At 70.4% G+C, this 22,827-nt stretch carries 20 protein-coding genes; 8 read left to right on the forward strand and 12 right to left on the reverse strand.

Translation table 11 applies throughout. The features are described 5' to 3' along the window. The first annotated feature begins 58 nt into the window (after nt 1-58). From ACFYO2_RS25035 to ACFYO2_RS25045, 3 genes are read left to right on the forward strand one after another with little or no spacing between them, the layout of a single operon-like run. Nucleotides 59-1,645, forward strand: coding sequence for a sugar ABC transporter ATP-binding protein (locus ACFYO2_RS25035; RefSeq protein WP_388353064.1), 1,587 nt, complete (start codon nt 59-61; stop codon nt 1,643-1,645). A gap of 1 nt (nt 1,646) precedes the next feature. Beyond that, nucleotides 1,647-2,765 carry an ABC transporter permease gene (locus ACFYO2_RS25040; RefSeq protein ID WP_388353067.1) on the forward strand — a complete coding sequence of 373 codons (1,119 nt, stop codon included), beginning with the start codon at nt 1,647-1,649 and terminating at the stop codon, nt 2,763-2,765. 2 nt (nt 2,766-2,767) lie between these two features. Further along, the gene (locus tag ACFYO2_RS25045) at nt 2,768-3,811 is read left to right on the forward strand and encodes an NAD(P)-dependent alcohol dehydrogenase (RefSeq protein ID WP_388353070.1); all 1,044 of its coding nucleotides are present in this window, start codon (nt 2,768-2,770) and stop codon (nt 3,809-3,811) included. A 232-nt stretch (nt 3,812-4,043) separates the two neighbouring features. Here ACFYO2_RS25045 and ACFYO2_RS25050 read toward each other — a convergent pair whose 3' ends face one another. The 3 genes from ACFYO2_RS25050 to ACFYO2_RS25060 are packed head-to-tail and all read right to left on the reverse strand — an operon-like array spanning nt 4,044 to nt 6,877. Further along, nucleotides 4,044-4,823 (reverse strand): ThuA domain-containing protein, encoded by a 780-nt coding sequence (locus tag ACFYO2_RS25050; protein ID WP_388353072.1) that lies wholly within the window; start codon nt 4,821-4,823, stop codon nt 4,044-4,046. A 3-nt stretch (nt 4,824-4,826) separates the two neighbouring features. Next, nucleotides 4,827-5,591 carry an SDR family NAD(P)-dependent oxidoreductase gene (locus ACFYO2_RS25055; protein ID WP_383865529.1) on the reverse strand — a complete coding sequence of 255 codons (765 nt, stop codon included), beginning with the start codon at nt 5,589-5,591 and terminating at the stop codon, nt 4,827-4,829. A gap of 44 nt (nt 5,592-5,635) precedes the next feature. Continuing rightward, complete coding sequence (locus ACFYO2_RS25060) at nt 5,636-6,877, reverse strand: acyl-CoA dehydrogenase family protein (protein WP_388353075.1); 1,242 nt, start codon at nt 6,875-6,877, stop codon at nt 5,636-5,638. A gap of 249 nt (nt 6,878-7,126) precedes the next feature. Between ACFYO2_RS25060 and ACFYO2_RS25065 the strand changes: the two genes are divergently transcribed. Genes ACFYO2_RS25065 through ACFYO2_RS25080 form a run of 4 tightly spaced genes read left to right on the forward strand, consistent with a single transcriptional unit; the run spans nt 7,127 to nt 11,624 of the window. Further along, nucleotides 7,127-8,665, forward strand: coding sequence for an AMP-binding protein (locus tag ACFYO2_RS25065; protein WP_388353077.1), 1,539 nt, complete (start codon nt 7,127-7,129; stop codon nt 8,663-8,665). A gap of 51 nt (nt 8,666-8,716) precedes the next feature. Continuing rightward, complete coding sequence (locus ACFYO2_RS25070; protein ID WP_388353080.1) at nt 8,717-9,322, forward strand: histidine phosphatase family protein; 606 nt, start codon at nt 8,717-8,719, stop codon at nt 9,320-9,322. Between the two features lie 54 nt (nt 9,323-9,376). After that, a complete protein-coding gene (locus ACFYO2_RS25075) occupies nt 9,377-10,564 on the forward strand; it encodes an acetyl-CoA C-acyltransferase (RefSeq protein ID WP_388353083.1) in 1,188 nt (395 codons plus the stop codon). Between the two features lie 55 nt (nt 10,565-10,619). Continuing rightward, nucleotides 10,620-11,624, forward strand: coding sequence for a PDR/VanB family oxidoreductase (locus ACFYO2_RS25080; protein ID WP_388353086.1), 1,005 nt, complete (start codon nt 10,620-10,622; stop codon nt 11,622-11,624). 426 nt (nt 11,625-12,050) lie between these two features. Here ACFYO2_RS25080 and ACFYO2_RS25085 read toward each other — a convergent pair whose 3' ends face one another. The 7 genes from ACFYO2_RS25085 to ACFYO2_RS25115 are packed head-to-tail and all read right to left on the reverse strand — an operon-like array spanning nt 12,051 to nt 19,421. Next, entirely contained in the window at nt 12,051-12,830 is a 780-nt protein-coding gene (locus ACFYO2_RS25085; protein ID WP_388353089.1) for a DUF6879 family protein, read from the reverse strand. Continuing rightward, nucleotides 12,824-13,804 (reverse strand): hypothetical protein, encoded by a 981-nt coding sequence (locus ACFYO2_RS25090; RefSeq protein ID WP_388353093.1) that lies wholly within the window; start codon nt 13,802-13,804, stop codon nt 12,824-12,826. Before ACFYO2_RS25090 ends, ACFYO2_RS25085 begins: the two co-directional genes overlap by 7 nt. Before the next feature lie 59 nt (nt 13,805-13,863). Continuing rightward, nucleotides 13,864-14,814, reverse strand: coding sequence for an SCO2521 family protein (locus ACFYO2_RS25095; RefSeq protein ID WP_388353095.1), 951 nt, complete (start codon nt 14,812-14,814; stop codon nt 13,864-13,866). A 1-nt stretch (nt 14,815) separates the two neighbouring features. Beyond that, complete coding sequence (locus tag ACFYO2_RS25100; RefSeq protein WP_388353098.1) at nt 14,816-15,811, reverse strand: SCO2522 family protein; 996 nt, start codon at nt 15,809-15,811, stop codon at nt 14,816-14,818. Then, on the reverse strand, nt 15,808-16,728 hold the full coding sequence (locus ACFYO2_RS25105; RefSeq protein ID WP_388353525.1) for an SCO2523 family variant P-loop protein: 921 nt from the start codon (nt 16,726-16,728) through the stop codon (nt 15,808-15,810). The genes ACFYO2_RS25100 and ACFYO2_RS25105 overlap by 4 nt, the downstream gene beginning before the upstream one ends. A 2-nt stretch (nt 16,729-16,730) precedes the next feature. Continuing rightward, entirely contained in the window at nt 16,731-18,593 is a 1,863-nt protein-coding gene (locus ACFYO2_RS25110) for an SCO2524 family protein (RefSeq protein WP_388353101.1), read from the reverse strand. Between the two features lie 48 nt (nt 18,594-18,641). Continuing rightward, complete coding sequence (locus ACFYO2_RS25115; RefSeq protein WP_388353104.1) at nt 18,642-19,421, reverse strand: SCO2525 family SAM-dependent methyltransferase; 780 nt, start codon at nt 19,419-19,421, stop codon at nt 18,642-18,644. A 152-nt stretch (nt 19,422-19,573) separates the two neighbouring features. Between ACFYO2_RS25115 and ACFYO2_RS25120 the strand changes: the two genes are divergently transcribed. Continuing rightward, nucleotides 19,574-20,038: a GNAT family N-acetyltransferase gene (locus ACFYO2_RS25120; protein ID WP_388353106.1), complete on the forward strand. Its 465-nt coding sequence runs from the start codon at nt 19,574-19,576 to the stop codon at nt 20,036-20,038. Between the two features lie 54 nt (nt 20,039-20,092). On the opposite strand, the gene ACFYO2_RS25125 is transcribed toward ACFYO2_RS25120, so the two are convergent. Both ACFYO2_RS25125 and ACFYO2_RS25130 read right to left on the reverse strand, forming a co-directional pair. Continuing rightward, nucleotides 20,093-21,481 carry an acyl-CoA reductase gene (locus ACFYO2_RS25125; RefSeq protein WP_388353109.1) on the reverse strand — a complete coding sequence of 463 codons (1,389 nt, stop codon included), beginning with the start codon at nt 21,479-21,481 and terminating at the stop codon, nt 20,093-20,095. Continuing rightward, nucleotides 21,478-22,821, reverse strand: a complete 1,344-nt coding sequence (locus tag ACFYO2_RS25130) for a hypothetical protein (protein ID WP_388353112.1) — start codon at nt 22,819-22,821, stop codon at nt 21,478-21,480. Before ACFYO2_RS25130 ends, ACFYO2_RS25125 begins: the two co-directional genes overlap by 4 nt. Between the last annotated feature and the right edge of the window lie 6 nt (nt 22,822-22,827).

Genomic DNA, 22,827 nt, shown 5'->3' on the forward strand with positions numbered 1-22,827 from the left:
GCCGCCGTCGGCAGCACGCCGGCGGCGGCGCCATTGCCATTCGACCAATGGAGTAGCGGTGCACGCTGATACGTCAACGACGACGTCACGCGGACCGGTCGGGACGGACAAGACCGAACGGCCGGTGCTGCGGGTGACCGGGCTGTCGAAGCAATTCGGCGGGACCCAGGCACTGAAGGATGTGGACCTGGACATAGCCCACGGCGAGATCCACGCGCTGATCGGGCCCAACGGTTCCGGCAAGTCCACCCTCATCAAGATCCTCGCCGGATATCACCACGCGGAGCCGGGAGCGGTCGCCGAACTCGACGACGAGCCGTTCGAACTGGGCCATGTCACCGGTTCACGGCACGACCGGCTTCGCTTCGTCCACCAGGAACTGGGGCTGGTGGAGGAGCTGAGCGCCACGGACAATCTCGCGCTCAGCCGTGGCTTCGCCCGTACGGCCCTGGGCAACATCCGCTGGTCGGAGATGGAGCGCCGGACGACGGCGCTGGTCGAGCGGTTCGGCCTCGGCATCGATGTCCGCCGGCCACTGGCCCTGGCCACACCCGTTCAGCGCGCCGTGGTGGCCATCGCCGCCGCGCTGCAGGGCTGGGAGGGCCGGCGCGGCGTGCTGGTGCTCGACGAGCCGACCGCCGTACTGCCGCCCGGAGAGGTGGCCCGGCTCTTCGACATCGTGCGCGAGATCCGCGACGCCGGTGCCAGCGTCCTGTACGTCTCCCACCGCATGGACGAGATCTTCGCACTGGCCGACCGGGTCACCGTGATCCGCGGCGGACGCCGGATCGCCACGCGCGCCGTCTCCGAGCTCACTCCCCGGTCGCTGGCGGAGCTGATGGCGGGCGAGGAGATGGAGACCGAGCACCGGCCGCAGCCACCCTCCGGTCCGGCCGATGCCGTACTGGAGGTCCGCGACCTGTGGGCCGGACCGCTGCGCGGAGTCGGTTTCGACCTGGCGCGGGGCGAGCGGCTGGGCATCACGGGCCTGGTCGGCTCCGGTCACGAGATCGTGCCGTACGCGGTGTGCGGAGCGTATCCGGGCCCGGTGCGGGGCACGGTGCGGCTCCCGGAGCGCTCCGAGCGCTGGGCCGACGCGAAGGACGCCGCCGGGCTGGCCATCCCGCTGGTCCCCGCGGACCGGGCCACCGAGGGCGTGATCGGTGACTTCTCGGTCGGGGAGAACCTCACCCTGCCCCTGCTGGACCGGCTCCGCGCCCGGGCCGGACGGCTGAACCGACGCCGCGAATCCTCGCTCGCCGAGGAATGGATCCAACGGGTGGGCGTGCGCACGGCGGGACGCGGCGCACGGATCACCACCTTGAGCGGCGGCAACCAGCAGAAGGTCGTCATGGCCCGCTGCCTGGCCCAGGAGCCGCCGGTACTGGTGCTGTGCGAGCCCACGGCGGGCGTCGACATCGCGACCCGTCTGCAGCTCTATGACCTGATCGAGCGTCAGGCCGATGACGGCATGGGCGTGATCGTGTCCTCCTCCGACACGGAGGACCTGCTCGCGCTGTGCACCCGCGTCCTGGTGGTGCGGGACGGCCGGATCGTGCGGGAGATCAGCGGCCGGGACATCACCGAGTCCGCGCTGGTGCATGCCATGGAAGGGACCGAGTGGTCCTTGGAAGGAACCGAGTGAGATGACATCCACCCCGACCCGGGCCGCCGAGCCGCGGACCGCTTCACCGGAACTGCCGGCGGTGTCCGCCGTCAGCGCATGGGCCACGCTCGGCCGACGTGCGACGGCCGCCCTCTCGTTCCGCAACGTCGGCGCCGTCTATGTGTGGCTGCTGATCGTCGTGCTCTTCTCCATATGGGTGCCGGACACATTCCCGACCGCCATCACGGTCAAGCAGGTCCTGAACGGCAACTCCGTGGCAGGGCTGGTGGCGCTCAGCGTGGTGCCTCCGCTGGCCGCGCGGGTCTTCGACCTGTCGGTCGCCTACACGATGTCGCTGACCAGCGTGCTGACCGCCCACTTCCTGGTCTCCTCGGGCTTCGGCCCCGCGACCGCGATCGCGCTGGCGATGACGGCCGCACTGCTCGTCGGGGTGGTCAACGGGATCGTGGTGGTGGTGCTGCGGGTCGACTCGTTCATCGCCACGCTGGCCACCGGCGCGCTGATCCAGTCCCTCATCACCATGGTGACCAACGACAGCTCCATCACCGGGGTCCAACTGCTGGCCAAGCCGTTTTCGAGCATCGCCCAGCTGGACATGGGCGGCGTCACGCTGCCGGTGCTGTATCTGCTCCTCGCCGCGGTGGCCATCTGGTTCCTGCTGGAGCACACCGCCACCGGACGCCGTCTGTACGCGACCGGGTTCAACGAGAACGCGGCACGTCTTCAGGGTGTGCGTACCGACCGGCTGCGCTTCATGACCCTGGTCACGTCCGCGCTGCTGTCCGGTTTCGCCGGAGTCGTCTTCGCGTCCTCCGTCGGGTCCGGGTCGCCGACCGCCGGTACGCCGTATCTGCTGTCGGCCTACGCGGCGGCCTTCGTCGGAGCGACCCAGCTGCGTGCGGGCCGCTTCAACGCCTGGGGCACGGTGATCGCGGTCCTGCTGCTCGGCACGGGCATCACCGGGCTCGGGCTCGCCACCAGCGCGCAGTGGGCCACGAGCCTGTTCACCGGCTCGGTCCTGATCATCGCGCTCGTCCTCACGGGTGGACGGATCGCCCTGCCGGCCGTGTTGCGGCGCCGGAAGCCCCCGGTCGTCGCCGAGGCTGACGGCGTGCCCGTTCCGGGCAGGAAGGTCTGACGGTGAAGGCGGTTCAATACCGGACGGTGGGGAGCCCACCGGAGGTCGTCGAGGTTCCCGTGCCCGAGCCGGGGCCGGGCCAGGTGCTGCTGAAGGTGACGGCAGCGGGGCTGTGCCACTCGGACCTGGCGGTCATGAGCTGGCCTCAGGAGCAGTTCCCCTATCCCCTGCCCATGACGCTCGGTCACGAGGGTGTCGGCACCGTCGCGGCCCTGGGCAGCGGCGTCACCGGGGTGGCGGAGGGCGCGGAGGTGGCGGTGTACGGCCCGTGGGGCTGTGGCCGCTGCCGCAAGTGCGCCGAGGGCAAGGAGAACTGCTGCCCGCACGCCGCCGGGCTCGGCATCATGCCGCCCGGGCTCGGCTCACCGGGCGCTCTCGCGGAGTACATGGTGGTGGATTCGCCGCGCCACCTGGTGCCGCTGAACGGGCTGGACCCCGTACAGGCCGCCCCGCTCACCGACGCCGGGCTGACGCCGTATCACGCGATCCGCGCGTCCCTGCCCAAGCTCGTGCCGGGCAGTACCGCCGTGGTGATCGGCGTGGGTGGGCTGGGCCATATCGCCGTGCAGCTGCTACGTGCGCTGACGCCGGCCCGGGTGGTCGCCCTCGATGTGAGCAAGGAGAAGCTCGAACTGGCCCTCGCCGTCGGGGCCCACGAGACTCTGCTCTCCGACGGCGCGGCGGCTGCTCGGGTGCGGGAGCTGACCGGCGGCATCGGGGCGGAAGTGGTGCTGGACTTCGTGGGGGCGGAGGCGACCCTGGCGGTGGCCGCCGCGTCGGTGGCGGTGGCGGGTGATGTGACCGTCGTCGGCATCGGCGGAGGCACGCTCGCGGTCGGCTTCGGTGGTGGTCTGCCGTTCGAGGTGTCCGCCTCCGCCCCCTACTGGGGCAGCCGCCGCGAACTCATCGAGGTCGTCGACCTCGCGCGGCAGGGGCTCGTCTCCTCCCACGTCGAGACCTTCTCGATCGAGGACGCGCCGCTGGCGTACGAGCGCCTGCACGCCGGGGAGATCAACGGGCGTGCGGTGGTGCTGCCGCACGGGTGAGCGGGAGGGCGCGGTGGTGGTTCTTCGCCCCCGCCGCCCCTTCCCGTCCCGAACCTTGGGGGCTGCGCCCCCGAACCCCCACTCCTCAAACGCCGGAGGGGCTGATTTCAGCCCGTCTGGGGGTCCCCCCTCTGGGGGAGTTTGAGGACGAGGCCCGTTCAGGGCCGAAAGGGGGTCTGGGGGCGCAGCCCCCAGGGACGGGACGGGTAGGGGCGGCGGGGGCGAAAACCTGTCAGAGCCGCACCCGGTCGCCCACCATCCGGTCCACGCAGCGCTGGAGCACCGTCAGGAACTCCGGCGTCTCCCAGGGCCCCCGGTCCACGCGCCCGGTGTCGTCCACACCGAGGTCCTGCATGTCGTACCTGCCACGGCAGTGGCCGAGGGTGAAGTAGCAGACCTCGCCGAGGCCGTGCCGCTTCAGGTACAGCACGGGACGGGGCGCGTCGTCGAGCGCAGCCGTGTCACCCTCCGCGAACCCGCGACACGGCCCCGTGTACTCGGCGTGCAGCAGCACCTCCAGCTCCCCGTGCAGCTCACACACGTACAACTCGTCGGTGACCGTGAACGGCTCGATCCCGGCGACCAGCGGATGGTCCGGCCGGGTCACGCGTACCTCGTACGGCGCGATCGGCGGGTGGGCCAGGAACTGGCTGCCGAGCACCCCCGCCAGTTCACCGAACAGCCGCGGTGTGGTGAAGACCCGGGGCCCACCGTCGGCCGACGCCTCGATCACCGAATTGGTGCCGTGCAGGGCCAGCCAGCGCCCGCCCCGCTCCACGAACCGTGCCAGCGCGGCCCGCTGGGACGGGCGGGGCCGCACATCGCAGGTGTAGGTGACCAGCAGGTCGGCCTGTTCCAGCGCGGGTTCGCAGTCGTAGTCCTGGTGGACGGTGGTGCGGACTTGGGCGTGGTCGCCCAGCAGGTCCAGCAGCCGAAGCCGCGCGTAGTCGAAGTCGTGCCACTTCCCGCCGCAGACCAGTACGGCGTCCAGCCGGCCTGCCGGGCCCGCCACGGCTCAGTACTGGACGCGGGTGAGCAGCCCGCCGTCCACCACGAGGTTGACTCCGACACAGAAGGAGCCGGTGCGGCCCAGCAGGAAGGCCACTGCCGCGGCCACGTCCTCCGCGGTGCCGTAGCGGCCGATCGGCAGCTTGGCGAGGACCTCCTCGTACACCTCCGGACGGCTGGTGCGGATGGTCTCCCAGGCGCCGCCGGGGAAGTCGATGGGGCCGGGCGAGACGGTGTTGACCCGGATACCCTTCGGGGCCAGGGCATGGGCGAGGGCCGAGGCGTGCTGAACGACGGCGGCCTTCAGGGCGGAGTACGAGTTGGCTCCGGCCGGGCGGGCGGTGTCGGAGGCGTTGGTGGTGCCGATGGCCACGACGGCGGCCCGGTCCGAGGCCTCCAGATACGGCAGGGCCGCCTCGACGAGTCCCGCGAACGGGATCAGGTCGCCGCGCAGGCTGGCCTCCCACGACTCGGGGCCCTTGACGTTGCCCGCCGAGACGTTGGACACCAACAGGTCCAGGCCGCCGAGTTCACCGGCCGCCCGCTCCACGAAGCCCGCGAGCGCCGCCGGGTCGGTGACGTCGACCGGCTCTGCGAACACGGTCGCTCCCTCGCCGCGCAGTTCGGCGGCGGCTTTCGCGAGGGCCTCCTCGCCGCGGGCGCACAGTGCGAGTGCGCAGCCCTCGGCGGCGAGGGTTCCCGCGATCGCCCGGCCGATGCCCCGGCTCGCTCCGGTCACCAGTGCATTCGCACCTGTCAGTCCCAGATCCATCGATGTCACTCCTCAGTTGTTGCGGGTGTCGTCCCACCCATGGCTCAGTTGCCGGACAGTTCGGAAAAGGGCACCTTGTCGACCCGCGGCTCCCCCGGCAGCTTCAGCACCCGCTCGCCGATCAGGTTGCGCTGGATCTGGTCGGTGCCGCCGGCCAGCCGGTAGCCGGGGGCGCCGAGGAGGTGTTCGGTCCAGGCGAAGGTGCCCGGCTCGCCGGTGTCGGCGGTGATCCGGGCGCCCATCAGTTCGGCGGCTGCCTGTCCGGTGCGGGTGAGCAGGTCGGATGCCATGAGCTTGGTCAGCGAGGCCTCGGGGCCCGGCCGTCCGCCGGCCGCGCTCGCCCTGGCGACGCGGTCCACGGTGGCGGCCCGCAGTGCGCTGCGCACGTACAGGTCGGCGAGTTGTTGGCGCACCAGCGGGTCCCCGGTCCGGCTCAGCGAGCGCGCGAGGGCGAGTACGTCGTCGAAGGTGCCGCCCTTGCGCCGGTTTCCGGAGCCGGATGCGGTGCGCTCGAAGGCGAGGGTGGCATTGGCGACCTCCCAGCCCTGGCCGGGGCGGCCGATCCGCAGCCCGTCGGGGACGCGTACGCCGCTGAGGAAGACCTCGTTGAAGGAGGCGCCGCCGCTCATCTGGCGGATCGGGCGGATCTCCACACCGGGGCTGTCCATCGGGACCAGGAAGGCGGTGATGCCGGCCTGCTTGACCACGTCGGGGTCGGTACGGGCGAGGAGCAGGCCGTGGTCGGCGAACTGGGCGCCCGAGGTCCACACCTTCTGGCCGTCGATCACCCAGTCCTCGCCGTCTCGGCGGGCGCGGGTGCGCAGGGCGGCCAGGTCGGAGCCGGCGCCGGGTTCGCTGAAGAGCTGGCAGGCCAGCAGGTCCGTACGGAGGAAGGCGCGGGCGTAGGTCTCGCGCTGGTCGGGCGTTCCGAACAGGGAGACGGACATCGCGACCAACCGCACCGTGACGCTGATCAGCTCGGTGGACGGCGGTACGTCGAACGCCGCCTCCTCCTCCGCGAAGACAGCCGCGTGGGCGGCGGTCAGGCCCTGACCGCCGTTCTCCTCGGGAAGGGTGAGGGCCTGGTAGCCGGCCTCGTGCCGGACTCGCTGGTACGCGCGGCAGCGGTCGAGCAGCCGCCGCTCCTCTTCGTCCGGGAGGTTGTGGAACACGGCCAGATCGGCGGCGGTGTGACCGGTGGTCTCGGCCGCCCGCCGGGGTTGGAGCGTCCGGGCCAGCCACTGCCGGACCTCACCCCGCCACTCGTCCACATTCGGTTGGGGCATGGTGACCTCCTCGGCACACGGGTCCGTACGGCACTTACCAGACGGCTGCTTCAGTAAGAGTGACTCGGAGCTGAGCAGCGCACCCACACAACAAGGGGGTGTTCCTCCGGCTCGGGTCAGAGTGTTCCGTACTTTCTTGATAAACGCTACAGTCTTGGCGTCGACTCTCCCACCTGCCCGGCCGCTGGGCAGACGGGGTGCACCCGGTGGAGCGAGAGAGCCGACGAACCGAGGAGCGCCGGAGGATCCATGTCCCTACAGCCACTCGACCTGCGTGCCCGCGAACTGCCGAACGCGACCGCGCTGGCCGATGACACGGAAAGCCTGTCCTGGTCGCGGCTGGCCGACCAGGTGGCCCGCCTCACCGGGCGGTTCCTGGAGGTCGCGCCCCGGCCGGAGGACCGCGTCGCCGTCCTGGGCGACAACGCCGTGGCCACGCTGGTGGCCCATCTCGCCGGTCTGCGGGCCGGCGTCGGAACGGTGGCCGCCTCCCGGCAGCTGACCGCCCGGGAACTGGTCGACCTGCTCACCGACGCGGGTGCGAAGGCGGTGATCAGCGGCCCGGCGGGCGAGTCGGCCGCCCGGCAGGCGGGCGCGGAACTCGGCCTTACGGTCGTCGTGCACGGCACGCCGGCCAAGGACGACGCCATCGACTGGGCCCAGTGGCTCGCCGAAGCGGAACCGGTGCCGGCGCCCGTCGGCCGCCCCGCCCGTCCGCCGTTGGTCTACACCTCGGGCACCACGGGGCGGGCCCGCGGCACCGAGGTGCGCTGGGTGCAGGGCCCGGTGACGGACAGCGCCGCCTACCTGGAGGCGGTGGCCGCCCGCCCCGGCTTCCCGCCGGGACCGCACCTGGTGTGCGGACCCCTGCAGCACAACGGGCCGCTCACCTCACTGCGCCATCTCGCGGCCGGCCGGCCGGTGGTGATCCTCGGCAGGTTCGACGCGGAGGCGTTCCTGCACCGCGTGGAGCGCTGGCGGGTCACCTCCTCGGTGATGGTGCCGACCCACTTCACCCGCCTGCTCGCCCTGCCGGACGAGGTGCGCGAACGCTACGACGTCTCCAGCCTGATGCAGGTCGCGCACACCGGCTCCGCATGCCCTCCCGAGGTGAAACGGGCCATGATCGACTGGTTCGGCCCGGTGCTGACCGAGTCGTACGGGGCCAGCGAGGCGGGCACCGTCGCACGCATCAACAGCACCGAATGGCTGGAGCACCCCGGTTCGGTGGGGCGCGTCCAGTCGCCCTTCGACGTCCTGGTCACCGGCGACGACGGTCGTCCGCTGGCCGCCGGGGAGCTCGGGCTGCTGGCCTTCCGGGCGCCCGAGGGCCGCGGCGTGCGCTACCACGCGGACGAGGAGAAGACCAAGGCCGCCTACGTCTCCCCCGGCGTCTTCACCCTCGGCGACATCGGCTACGTCGACCCGGACGGCTACATCTTCATCACCGACCGGGCAGCGGACGTCGTGGTCTCCGGCGGGGTGAACCTGTACCCGGCGGAGAGCGAGGCGGTGCTGCACGAACACCCGGGGGTCGCCGAGGTGGCGGTCATCGGCGTGCCCGACCCGGACTTCGGCGAGTCGTTGCGGGCCCTGGTCGTCGTGACCGACAGCAGCGAACCGGCGGACGGGGAACTGGACACGTTCTGCCGCGAGCGGCTGGCCGCGTACAAGTGCCCGAAGTCGTACGAGGTCGTGCCCGAACTCCTCCGCAACGCCATGGGCAAGCTCGACAAGCGCGCGATGCGCCGCCCCTACTGGGGCTCCGACCGGACGATCGCCGGCTGAGCCGACCAGCACCCACGCCCCACAGCCATGTACCAGTACGAAGGATCATTCATGACGGAACTCCTGCTCGTCCGGCACGGCCTGCCCGTGGCCGGCGTGTTCGATCCCGGACTGTCGCCGGAGGGCATCGCCCAGGCCGAGCGCCTCGCCCCCTGGCTGGCGGACGAAGGCATAGACGCCCTCTACACCAGTCCCTTCGTGCGTGCCCGTGAGACAGTGGCGCCCCTCGAACGGCTGACGGGCATGACCGCCACCGTGCTGGACGACCTGCGCGAGTGGGACACCGACGTCTCGCACCCCTACACGCCGCCGGAGCAGATCAACGCGGACGACCCCCGGTCGGTGGCGCTCTCCGAGGGACGGTACGAGGACTTCGTACCGGACCTGGACTGGGACGCCTTCCGGGCCCGGGCGGTGCGGGCCATGAACACCATGCTGGACGCCCACCCAGGCGGGCGGATCGCGGCCGTCTGCCACGGCGGGATCACCAACACCTACCTGGCGACCGTGCTCGAGATTCCCCGGATGTTCTGGTTCCATCCCGGCTACACCTCGGTCAGCCGGGTGCGCCGCATGCCCGGTGGGCGGATCGTGCTGCACTCCGTCAACGAGACGGCCCATCTGGTCGCGGAGCGCGCCGTCGACCCGGTCGGCTGACACCCCGTTCACGCCGTCCCCTCAACTTCCCCACCCCCTCAGGAGGCACCGGACATGCCCGGATCCGTCATCGTCGCCGGAGCGAGAACACCCGTCGGCAAGCTCATGGGCGGGCTGAGCAGCCTGTCCGCCGCCGACCTCGGCGCCCACGCCATCCGCGCCGCACTGGCTGTGGCGCAGCTGGACCCGGCCGCCGTGGAGGCCGTTGTGATGGGCCATGTCGTCCAGGCCGGGGCCGGCCCCAACACGGCCCGGCAGGCCGCGGTGGCCGCCGGCATCCCGTTCTCCGTACCGGCGAGCACCGTCAACAAGCTGTGCCTGTCCGGGCTGCACGCCATCGCCCTGGCCGACCTCATGATCGCCTCGGGGCGCCACGAGGTGGTCGTGGCGGGCGGCATGGAGTCCATGTCCGGCGCCCCGCATCTGCTCCGCGGGTCCCGCACCGGCTGGAAATACGGGGCGGCGACCGTTGAGGACGCCCTCGACCGCGACGCGCTGACCTGTGCCTTCGACGGGGTCTCCATGGGCGCGGCCACCGAGCGCTACCAACAGCCCTTCGCCCTCACCCGTGAGGAACAGGACGAGTACAGCGCCCTGTCGCACCAGCGGGCCCACCGCGCCCAGGAGTCCGGCGCGTTCGCCGCCGAGATCGCCCCGGTCACGGTGGCCGGGCGCCGGGGCGAGACGGTGGTGGAGTCCGACGAGGGCATCCGGCCGCAGAGCACCGCTCAGAGCCTGGGCCGTCTCAAGCCCGCCTTCTCCTCCGAGGGCACGATCACCGCGGGCAACGCCTCACAGTTGTCCGACGGCGCGGCCGCCGTCCTCGTGATGAGCGCGGAGCGCGCCCGTCGGGAGGGCCTGACCCCGCTCGCGGAGATCGGCGCCTACGGCACCGTGGCGGGCCCCGATCCCTCGCTGCTCGTGCAGCCGGCCGGCGCGGTCCGCGACGCCTTGTCCCGGGACGGCCGACTGAAGGCCGCAGACCTCGACCTGTTCGAGATCAACGAGGCGTTCGCCGGGGTCGCCCTGGCCTCCGTACGTGAACTGGGCGTCCCCCTGGACAAGGTGAACGTCAACGGCGGCGCCATCGCCCTCGGCCACCCCGTCGGCATGACCGGCGCCCGGCTCGTACTGACCCTCGCCCGGGAACTGCGGCGGCGCGGTGGCGGTACCGGTGCCGCCGCCCTGTGCGGGGGCGGCGGCCAGGGCGACGCACTGCTGCTGCACATACCGGGCGTCTGAGGTTCCTGACCTCCCGCCCTCGTCCCCCACCCGTACGAGACTCAGGTTGACGCACATGACCAACCAACCGCTCCAGGTCCTCCGGGGCCCCGAGGCACCGCAGTCCCAGGCCGACCACAGCGAGGCAACCCTCGTCGTGGACGCCCGCGTCGATGTCGCCGACGGCGTCGTCTCCCTCGTCCTGCGCCACCCGGACGGCGATCCGCTCCCGGCCTGGGCGCCGGGTGCCCACATCGACGTGCTGCTGGACAACGGCCTCATCCGTCAGTACTCCCTGTGCGGAAATCCCGCAGACGGTGCCGCCTGGCAGATCGCCGTACTGCGCGCACCGGAGGGCCGGGGCGGTTCCTCGTACGTCCACGACCGGCTTCGGGCGGGCTCGGCCGTGCGGGTGCGCGGGCCGCGGAACAACTTCCCGCTGCGCCCTGCCGAGCGCCATCTCTTCATCGCGGGCGGGGTCGGCATCACCCCGATCCTGGCGATGGTGGAGGCCGCCGAGGCCGCGGGAGCCGACTGGCGGCTGCTGTACGGCGGCCGCACCCGCGATTCCATGGCGTTCCTGGACCGCCTGACGCCCTACGGTGACCGGGTGCTGATCCGGCCGCAGGACGAGTACGGCCTGCTGGACCTCGCCGCCTTCGTCGGCTCGCCCCGCGAGGGCACGCTGGTGCACGCCTGCGGTCCGGAACCACTGCTGCGGGCCGCGCAGGAGCAGTGTGCCGGCTGGCCCGCCGGCACCCTGGGCATCGAGCGGTTCGCCCCGGTCCAGCCCGCGGCCGGGGCCGCTGCGGCCGACACGTTCGAGGTGGTGCTCGCCCGGTCGGGGCGCACGCTCACCGTGCCGCCGGACCGGTCGGTGCTCGAAGTCGTGGAGGACGCGGGCGTCCCGGTGCTGTTCTCCTGCCGGGAAGGCACCTGCGGCACCTGTGAGACGGACGTCCTGGACGGTACGCCGGACCACCGGGACTCCCTGCTCGACGAGGACGAGCGTGCCGCGGGCGACACCATGCTGATCTGCGTCTCGCGTTCCTGCGGCCCCCGGCTGGTACTCGACCTCTGACCGCGGACCGGGTCCTGGGACAAGGAGCCTCTCACTCCGGGTCGGCAACGAGGACTGGCAAGCCGGAGGTGTCGAACTGGTGTCAGTCGCCTCGTCGGCCACCCACCGCGCTGGTCGGCCACTACTACAGTGCGGCCATGGAGATCAGGTATGCGCAATGCCAGAGTGTTGACCTTCAGCCCGGTTTCGTAGAAGACGGCGGTGACCACTCCAACGGCTACACCCGCTGGATACCCGGACAGCTGGAGCGGGGGCTCTTGGGAGGAGGCCAAGCGCTGGGGGCGCCCTCGCTTCCAGATCGATGCCTACCGATGCCCCTCCTGCGGCCACTTGGAGCTCTTCGCCCCGCATGAAGTCTGACGACCGAGGTCGTCGCCGTGCCCCACAGCGGAGCCAAGGGACCAAGACGGAGACGCTACCGAGTAGTCAGAGGTCGGCCGGGTCTGCAGCGTTCCACAGCAGGTCGAACCGGCGTACGAAATGCTCGACCTGTTGCGCGTCGGCGTTGATCGTGGTTGCGGATGTCTCACCGAGTCGGTCGAGGTGAACCTGGTAGGACAGCGCCCCGTCGAAAACGATGAAGTCGATCATCAGGCCCCGCTGGAGGATGGGCCGGAGTTCCTCCAGGACCGCTGTGCGGACTTGGATGCCCATCTGCCGCTGCTCGGTGCAGATCGGTGCGAGGGCGGCCAAATCCTCGTGGCGTTTGACGATGAACAGACGCCTGACGTTGATCAGCCGTTCGGCGATCGCCTCACCCTGGGCGCCCAGATAGCGGGCGGCCGGTTCGGTGTTCCAGAAGTCGTCGTCGACGGTGGTACTGACGGCGTCGATGCCCTTCCTGGCACACCTGGTGAGTGTCAGGAGCCAGTCGTGGTTCTCGCCGGGGCACTCGGCACCGAGCTGGGTGAGGGCCTGCAGGTGTGCGGCGAGACGGTCGGTCTCCTCGTACGCGAACTGGCGCAGGATGTCGGGTCCCACGGAGTCGACCTCGGTGGCGTACGCGGCGAGTCGGGGCACCGCGTCGCCGCGCAGCCTCTCCACCTGGCCGAAGAGCCTGGTCGCCTCGGTCACGTCGGCGAACCGCTTCCCCACCTCGTCCCTCAGATCGTTCAGCTGGTTCGCTACGGACGCCATGAACCGCATGGTCACCACGATGCCGACACACAGCACTGCCGACACCAGGACGGCAAGGAGCCTCACCACGCCGGCGGGCGTGGTGAGGGTTCTGGCCGGGGATTCGGCTCGGCGGCGGCCTCCCACAGGTCGTTGAAGCGCCTGACCTGGCCGTCGACACGACGGGCGTCGGCGTCGAGCCTGGTCTGGAGATTGCTCTGCTGCCGGTCCGGTTCGAACTCCAGATACAGCGCGCCATCGAAGATCACGATGTCTCGTGCCGCTGCCCGGGTGTGCCGCTGCGGGGAGAGGACCATGTAGCGCACTTTGATACCCAGGTCACGCTGTCCTTGGCAGAGCGTCATGAACCTGCTCATGAACTCATCGTCGCTCTCCTCGGCTGCATTGATCATGAAGAGGCGCCGGATGATCACCTCCGCAACCCGCATCGCCTCGATCTGTGCGTCCAGGTAGTGCCCAGCCGGGTCGGTGTCCCAGAAGGGCCGGTCGACGGAACTGCTCGTGGCGTCGATGGTGCGCCGGGCGCATTCGGTGAGCCTGATGAGCCACTCGTTGTTGTCCCGCTGCCAGTGGGCACTCATCCCGGTCAGATCCGTGACGACCGAGGCAAGGCTGTCAATCTCGGCACGGGCGAAGGCCTTCACGATCTCCGGGCCCTGCAGTCCCACCTGGCTCGCGCTCTTGATCAGACGCCTCGCGTCAGCAGTGCTCATGCCCGCCTGATCCAGCTCGTTCAGGAGCCCGGCAGCCTCACTGAGCTGGGTGAACCGGTGGCCGAGCACCTGTGTCTGGGTGTGCTGGCCAGTCTCCACCGCGCCCAGGCGCTTCTCGAAGTCGACCATGTACTGCACGATCAGTGCCGACCCCCCGATGACGACGGACATCGCGAGCTTCCACAGCTCGTCCTGGGACTGGTCGATCAGGTTGGTGATGACATAGGCGACCGTGCCCACGACCACGGTGATCAGTGTCTTGAGCACGACGGGCGCTATCCGCGCTCCGCTCGCCGCGCCCGGCCCCGGTGTGCCCGGTTCTCCGGCCATTCCTGCCCCCTCCCCGCCAGGTGTTCGTAGATGGTGCCCGGTCAGTGCGAGGTCAGCACCTAGTTCGTCAACCGGATGGCACGGAGCGCCAGTTGGTCGCGGATGCGCTGTGTCAGGCTGCTCCATTGCCTGCTGTAGCCCGAGTTCTCGTCCAACTCCTCCCAGGCGGTGCGCAGAGGGCGGTCGACGCGGCTCTGCGGCATCCACAGGTGCAACAGGTGATCGACGAGTGGGCGCAACACCTGGAGGACGGCTCTGTCGTCCGCGGAGGCGACCCGCAGTCCGTCGAGCTTGTCCGCGACCGTCGTCAGCAGCCAGTCGTGCAGGGCGAGGTCCTCGCACAGCTCGGCCGTGGCTGCGGGCGCGGTGCCACGGGGCAGCCGCAGCTCCACGGTCCGCAGCCCGTCGTCCGCCCTGGTGAACAGCACGGATGCCTCCATACCGTCGGTGGCCGGTGCCACGGTCCAGCGCAAGGTGGTGTCGGCGGTGTTGAGCGGCGGATCGTGGTCGAGGATCCGAAACTGTCGGGAGATCCTCGCCATCAGGCTCTCGGCGATCGATCCGACGTCCAGTTCGCCCGGTTGACGCCCCGCCAGGAACCCTTCGGTGACCGACCTCTCGGGAAGCCGGCCGACCGGGACCAGACAGCCGGGCCGGGCCAGGTAGTAGCCCCAGGGCCGGCGCCGGTCGGGGCCGACGCCCGGAGCGGAGAAGTACGCCGTGGACTGCAGGACCCGGCCCTCGACGAGCGCCGCCCGGGCCGTCACCGTGCCCACCGCGCGGCTCCTGGCGCCCGTGGCGGTGGGCAGCAGGCAGTCGACGCCGGTGAGGACGTCCGGGGAGACGGCGTGCCGGTTGGGGTGCCGGGAAAGCCTGACCCGTTCGTCCGCTCGCAGCCGCAGCAACTGTTCGGCGGCCCGCTCCTCCACCGCGTCGCGGGTGGGCAGCAGGCAGGTGCGCACCTCACCGCAGACAAGGACGGGACCGGAGACGATGCCCAGGCCGCTCATGTCACAGACCTGGCGGGAACACGTAGTAGGTGCGGTCCACGACCCCCGCGGGCAGGCTGAAGTCCTCCGCCGCGCATCGCTCGGCCACCTGCGTGAATGCCCCGGCCTCGACCTGGACCTGGTCGAGAATGACGCGTACGGCGTGCTCGACGGGCAGGAAGCGGGTGGGGAGCACGCTGCAGGTGACGTACGCGGTGAACGGCGCGGCCCGCGGGTTGAGGCGCAGTACGGGTGGCAGTGCGTCCCAATCGGCCGGGAACTTTTCGTCGTCCCAAGGGGTCGGGGTGAGCACGGCGCGTCCTTTGTCCCGCAGCAGTCCGAGACGGACCAGTTGCCAGACCGCGGCGAGGAAGGCGCAGGACCAGGTGCGCTCCTCCTCGTGACCGCTCCACAGTTCGACGTCCATGAAGACGGAGTGGCCGCGCGCGCCGGTCTCACTGGGCGGCTGCCAGACGGCGCCGGTGGACTCCAGGGCTGCGGAGGTGCGCTGGGCGGGGGCGCGCCGGCCGTTGGAGAGCCAGCCGGTGCGGCTGACAGGCTGGCGGAAGCCGGTGCTGCCGGGCGGTGGTGACTCGACCAGCCGGTGCAGGACGCACTCGGCGAGATCGGCCCGGTCGCGGTGGGCGGAGTCGCCGCGGAGGGGGCCGGCGCAGCCCGACTCGCGGGCCAGGTAGTCGATGGTCAGCCCGGCTGCGGCGGCCGTCTCCAACAGCGGCGGTATGAGTTCGGCGGGGGTGGACAGGCGGGAGAAGTAGTCGTCGATCAGGAAGCAGGTGCTGATGCGGGGCCGCCTGCCGGAGTGCGGCGGGCCGAGGACGGTGCGGGCGGCGTCCGCCCAGGGCCGCACCGCCGCGAAGTGCCGGCGCAGCCGGGAGGGTCCTTCGGCGAAGTCCTCCATGTACAAGTGACCCAGCTCCAGGGAGAGATGCGAAAACGGCACCGCTTCGGTGCGCGGCTCGGCGCTTGTTTCCCGGAAGACGGACTCCGTACCGCTCACACCTGCCCCCAGAACGTGTCGTCGGTCAGCCGCTGCGCGAGGTCTCCCATCGCCCGCCAGGTCTCGTTGTTGGCGATCCCGCGGTCGTGCACGTCCGCGTCGGTGATGAGGCGTTCCTGCCACTGCAGCACCGGCTCCAGCGGAATGGACGCCAGCACCCTGCTCCTGCCGATGCCACGGCCGGCCGCGAGTTCCTCGAGTTCCTTGTCGCACTGCCGCATCCACGCGTACTGGGCGGGCGACACCTGCGACCACAGCGGCGACTCCAGATCGGGAACGGCGGCTCGGACGAAGCGGATCGAGCCTCTGAGGGTGTCCGGCGGATGACCCATGTCTGTGCCGGCCCGCACGATTCCCTTTTTTCCGTAAGCGAGTTCGGCGGCGGCCATCACGTGCTGGCGGGTCCAGCGGTGAAAGACGAGCCAGCGGTTCCTGATCCGGCCGAGGCCGCCGCGCGGTGAGGTGGCCGCGAGTACGAGATCCACCGCGTAACTGCGTCCAGCGCTCAGGTCCACGATGACGACGTCGAATTCGCGCTGGAGTCGCACGACGAGATCCACACAGCGGTCGAGGTTCTCCTCGTCGGTGACGAATTCGCCACCCGTGCGGTCACCGGGCACCAGGACGAGCCGACCGGATCCGGCGGGCCTGCTGCGCAGGACGGGATGTTCGGTGCGAGACCAGACGTCGACCCGCAGCGGCTCGCCCGTCCGGCCCTTCAGATAGGAGTGCATTCCGCGCCCTTCGGCTTCGGAGACCACCTCGGGCAGGTCGAACACGGAGGTGGCGGTGGGCGATCCGAAGTCGAAATCCAGAAAGCAGACGTCGTCCCCGTCCAGCGACCGCTGGTAGGCGAGGTTGGCACTGGTCACGGAGCGACCGGTGCCTCCCTTGTCCGAGGCGGCGAAGACCAGCACGGTCACACCCCCTGGAAGCCGTTGCCCCGGGCGCGGGCGAGGGTGTCGAGTCGCGTCAGCACCCTGAGGGACAGCGCGTAGGCGATGCCGGGCTGCTTGTCGACCACGTGCCGGGCGCGGCGCAGGTCCGCCTCGATCCCCTTGATCTCTTCGCCCTGGACGCTTTTGGGGGCGGGAGCGGGGTGTTGCATCTGCTCCTTGCCCAAGAGGTGGGCAGCCTCACTGATCGCTGCCCGGGCCAGCTCGGACAGTTCAACGCTGCGGATCGGATCCTGGGCGTACAGCGCATGCGCGGCGACCATGCACTCGGTGACGCGCTGCGTGAGGCTCCAAGACAGTAACGGCCCCCGTCGGACGGGCGATTCGGGGTAGACCGCGTGCACGTCGTCCCACAAGCCGACACCTTCACCGTCGCTGATGCGCCGCTGCCAGAGGTGGCCGAGGATGTCCTCGGCGAGTCTGAGCAGCCGGTCCTGCGAGCCGATGTTCCGTGACAGCGTGCCCAGTTGGATGGCTCGCTTGAGCAGCTGCGCGGAAAAGTCGTTCATCGTCCACGTCATGGCGGGCCCCAGTTCCTCGCTGCCCAGCAGGGGCATGGTGACCCCGGGGTTGTGCAGGCCGATCGCCGGGTCTTCACGGGTGGTGCCGCTGGTGATCCGGCCGCGTTCGGCGAGGCGTTCCATGACACCGACGATGCGGGTGAGGTAGTGGTCGGTGGCGTGGCGGCGCATGAGGTCGTGGACGAGAATGGAAGCCACGCAGAGGGAGAAGTACTCCGACTCCCGTTGCCGGAGCGTAGCGCGCCAGGGAAGGTCTTCCAGCGGCCAGGCTCCGTCGCCGAAGCGGGCGATGGCTGACCAGTACTGCTGGGTGATCTCCCAGCGCAGCCTCAGCGCCTCGGCCAGCTTCTGCTGCTCGGCGTTGAGCAGGCCGAGGACGAGGGTGCGCTCGGAGAAGACGTCGACGATGCCGTCGAGGGCGACGACGGTGAAGTACAGGTAGGGCACGGGGCGGGCCACGCCTCGCGGCTGCCCGCCGATGTCCTGGGCGGTCACCGGCTCCACTTCTACCTCGGGTGCGCCCTTCACCGCACTCCACGCCCAGCCGCACTCGAACAGGCGGTTCTCATTGCGCAGTTGATCGCGGACGTCGGTGTCGAGGCCGAGCGTGACGCTCTCGGTGATGAGGGCCCGCATGGACTTGAAGCGGTGCTGGAAGCGGTGCAGGACCTGCCGGTCGGAGAGCCGGCCCCGGCCGAGCAATCGGGCGAGTGCCTGTCCCTGCTCGGAGGAGATGTCGACGACGTCGACCGTGAAGGAGCGCAACAGGCCCACCATGGCGGCCGTGAGCCGGGCGCTGGTGTCACCCCGGAGTTGGTCGATGCGGGCGACGGTGGACGCCCGCTGGGTCCGGCCCCGGAACACCTTGAGGAAGCCGAGGGTGGCCAGGCACAGGCTCACCGACATGGAGTAGGAGTCGACGACGCCCACTTCCCGCTGTTCCTTGGAGAGTTCCTGCTCGGGATCCTCCGGGGCGAAGTAGTGGCCGCCGGCGAAGGTGGGGCCATCCTCGCCGCGGTGCTTCTTCATGAAGTCGCCGATGATCTCCACGAGTCGTACGGGAATCTCGCTGGAGTCACCCGCGTTCCGCAAAGCCCGTTCCACGTCCTGCTCGGTGGTGTCGGGGTCGTCCAGACGGAAGGGGGCGATCTCCGTGGCGGGGTACAGGAGACAAAGCAGCCGCTCCGCGTCGGCCACACTGCTGAGCCCGCCCCACGCGCCCCAGGACCACTCCCCTTCGTCGAAGGAGTGACGTGCCACGGCCTGCCAGATCTCCAACAGGCGCTGACGCGGCTTGATCAGCATTCTGTGGCCCCCTCACAGATCACTTCTTTTCCCCACCCGAAAAGCCATTCAGGAGCTACCCGTTCGGCGGAAACCGCAAGCAAGGATCATGGAGGTGTAGCCCGGACGCACTTCCCCCGGTTCGCCGACCCGGTAGATCCGTAGGCGTTCGGCGAACTCCTCGATGCTGTCACGGATGTCGGATTCGCTCACGTCACAAGCGGGAAAGGGCGTCTCCCCCACCCAGTAGCCCTCGGAGTGTTCCATGAACGCGGCCGCGAAGGGTGCCCCCGGAGTGAGGGACCGCAGAAAGCACTCCACTCCCTCGCGGAACTTCTTGTCGGCGGTGGAAAGGGATTCGGCGACGAAGAACATGGTTCCGAGCTGCCACTGTTCCGGCCGGTCGACCAGCGCGCAGATGTCGCCCTGCTCGACCCGGGCGATCTCACTCAGCCGCTCCCAGGGCCCGCCGGGCAGGGCGGCATAGGCATCGTCCAGGCACAACTCCTGCCAGAAGGCGTCCCAGCCACGGTCGTGTTTGTCGAGTTGCTGCTCCAGATAGTGCAGGTTCGGCGTCGCCCGGTCCAACAGGGTGATCTCGTCGCACCAGGGCAGCATCATGAAGGTGGGATAAAGGTTGGCTCCGGCCCCCACGTCGATACCCCGGACCCGCAGGCCGGGAATTCCACGGAAATGATCACTGAAGTGGGCACGGACGATCGTCATGATCTCCGCATCGACAGGGAGCACTGTGCGGTAGTTCTTCCGGACGTAGGCCACGGGGTCGAAAGCGTCCCACCGTGCCTCCGCGTTCAACTGCGCCGGATTTCCCGGTGATCCCAAAGACATGCCCCACCGTATCAACACGGTCGATCCCCGGCTTCTCTTCCCTCCGATCGGCTCCCGGAGGAGGAGGTACGAGGGGCGCACGGCAGCATTCGTCACCAGACACCTGATCGCAGGACTTGTACGGTCCCGGATGATCGGGCAATTCTGGTTCGATGCCAGCACTTCGCCCATCCGTACGGGTACGCAACGCCGACGAGCGGGATCTGTCCGACCTCTCCCGGCTGGATCATGAGGCCTTTCCCCACGACCCGTATCCCTATTCCGTCCTGCGCCAGTTCATGGACGCGTTCGCAGAACATCTGCTGGTGGCGGAGGACGACGGCATCCTGTGCGGATACGTGCTGGCCACGCCACCGAACGAGGGGCGGAGCTGGATCTTCAGCCTGGGCGTCGCGCCCGCCATGCGGCGGCAGGGGCTGGGCCGGCAGCTGATGGTCGAAACGCTGATGAGACTCCGTGCCCAGGGCGCGCACACCGTTCTGCTCTGGGTCGAGCCGGGCAACGACCGGGCCATCACCCTTTACGAGTCCCTGGGCTTCGTGCCCGACCCGGTCGGCCGCCGCGAGAACCACTTCGGCCCCGGCGAGCACCGCCTCCTCATGACGCTCATCCTGTGAGCTCCAACCCGCTCGGGCGGCGCGCAGGGCGCCGCGTCGCCGCGGCAGGCGCCGTCACTCGTCGTTCACCCACCGCATGAGTCGTTGCAGCGGGTAGAAGCCGTCGTGGGAGAGGCCCGGCGGCATGCCCCCCGCCCTGCCGAGGGAGACCACGCGCTGCACACCGGCGCAAGCGAGGGCGTCACGCAGTTCCGCCTTGCGGGTGTCGGGGTACACGCCGACGGTCTGGGTGGCGACCCCGGCGTGTGCGACCGCCTCGGACAGTGCCCCGACGGGGACGACGTCGACGATCTTTCCGTCGGGGTGGAAGTCCACCGGTTCGGGAGAGCGGATGACCAGGCCCCGGCCGTCGTAGCCGCCCCACACCCGGTACTCGGGCGCCAGGGACCGCAGGACATCGATCTCCTCGCGCAGTTCCGCGGCGACCCTCGGGCCGCCGGCCGAGCTGAACTCCCTTGCCACGCCCAGGCGTTCGCACAGCAGGGCGGCGTAGCGGTCGGCGTCGTCCCAGGTCCCCTCGACGAACTGGAAGCGGCTGGCCACGCACGCCTGCTGGTTGAAGAACGTGGCGTCGGCGGCGCCCGCGTCGGCCGCCCTGGCCAGGGTCTCCTCGGACGCGAAGGCCTCGCGGCCGATCATGGAGATGGACGTCTTGGGGTCGAAGGAGACGAGCTCGAATCCCGGACCGACGTACTTCAGCGCCCCGCGGATCGTGGCCTCGCCGCCCCAGGCGACCAGTTTGTCGAAGAACTGCGGGCGGAACAGCACGCTTTCCACCGCCTCGTCGCCGCCGCGCCAGTACACCGCGGAGAACGAGCGCACCACGGGGTGGCCGGGGGCCACCGCGGCCATGGTGCGCAGGATCGCGGTCGCGGTGAACAGGTCGTTCGAGGGCAGCTTCAGGAGGTTGACGCCCTTGGTGAGCGCGCCGCGCACGACGGACATCGCCGCGACGCCGGGTGCGTTCCCGGCGATGATGTGCACCAGGCGCGGCGGGAACGCGCGGATGGCCGCGAGCCGGTCGTCGGGCAGGTGCACCTCGCGCCAGCCGTCGAGCACGTCCGCACCGCCGAGTTCGTTGTCGATCTGGGCGTACAGGCCTGGGCGTTGGAAGCTGCGCCACAGCACGGCGTAGGCGCGTTCGAGCACCTCGGCGGGGAGCGGGCTGACCCGGACCATCCGGTCCAGAGCCTCGGCGAGCAGGCCCTCGCGGTCCGCCTTGAGGGCCTCTCCGGTCTCCACCAGCACGTCGACGATCTCCGCCACAGGCACGTGGAAGGCGGGGCCGGGTTCGGTGCGCGGCCACACGAGGCGGTCCAGTTCGAGGGCCGGTGCGGTGAACCGGCCGAGGTCGAGTGCTGGGCTGTCGTCGACCTCGCCGCGGACCACGTGGACGACGGCCACCGAGCCGGCCGGGGTGCCGTCGAGCGTCGTGCCGCTCATCCGTGGATCATCCCCCGCACATAAGAGTCGAGTGTCGCGGCGCAGGTGATCTTGTCGTCGCCGCCGAGGTCTCCGTAGCGCTGGATGTCGGGCAGGACGACCGGTCCCGCCCTGCCGCAGTCGCACGGGGAGAAGTCCACGAAGACCCGGTCGCCGCTGATCAGGCCGCCCCAGCGGCCTTCCAGGGAGACGTCCAGGAACGCGAACCGCCCCTCGACGACGCCGCGCCCGGGGTCGAGCAGCTTCTCGCCGGCCTCGTCGAGCACCAGGGGGATCACCCACGGCGGCACGTGGTAATTGCCCTTCTCGCAGGCGAGGCAGGAGCCCTGGAGCTCCGTCATGCCGTAGCTGCGAACCCGCCGTACGCCGTCGTAGAAGGCGGCGAACTGCGCCTGGTAGTCGTCGGGCAGCGCACGGCCCTTGTTGCCGCCGCCGCTGAGCACCAGCGTGTCCGGATGGAGGCTCCCGTCGGGGACACCGCGGGCGCGCAGCGCCTGGATCAATGCGAACTGCTGGTTGTTCATCCCGGCGATCAGCAAGGGCTCGTCGCGGTGCGCGGCGATGTCCTCGACGATCCGCTCGACGGCCGCACCCAGCTCCTCCTCGCGGGCCGTGGAGGCGTTCTCGAAGGAGCTGATCTCCTGCGGGGTCGCGGTGCCCTCCGCCATCCGACGGCGCAGCAGGGCGCTGCTCATCAGCTCGGACACCCGCATCGGGTCCTCGGTGAGCAGATGGGTCTCGCCGGGCCGCGCGAAGACCTCCGCGTGCCACCGGAAGCCGTCGACGGAGCGCATCGGGCCGCTCGCCGGGGCGAGCAGGTAGCCGCGGCGGGTGGGCTTCGGCGGGAGCGGATCGGGCCAGCAGGTGAGGTTCTCCAGGATGTCGTGCAGGAAACTCAGGTCGCTCGCGTCGCAGTTGAGGAAGGACACCTTCCCGGAGGTGCCGCTGGTGATGTAGGGGCGGTGGCCGGCGGCGGTGATGCGTTCGGTCCACTCGTCGATGTCGCGTACGCCGTCCATGTCGACGTCACTCGGTTCGACCGCAGACACGGTCGTGTACCAGCGCAGGAGCCGGTCCCACCGGCCGGCGGTGATGAGAGAGACGGGGTACGACTTGTAGCTGGTGTGGGAGAACAGCAGCGGCACGAGGTCATCGAGACCGGTGATCTCGTGCACGCCGGTCTCCTGCGCCCGGGTCCGCAGCAGCGGGATGCGCTCGCGAAGAGCCGCGAAGGCCTCCCGTGCGGCTTCGAGCTGCACCTCGCGTAGGTCTTCGGCGGCTTGGTCGAAGGTGTCGCCGGAGAGGACGAGGGATCGGATCTGCTCGCGTGCGCCTGGCACAGCGTT

The organism is Streptomyces sp. NPDC006602, from assembly GCF_042870385.1.
In the GTDB taxonomy this organism is placed as follows: domain Bacteria; phylum Actinomycetota; class Actinomycetes; order Streptomycetales; family Streptomycetaceae; genus Streptomyces.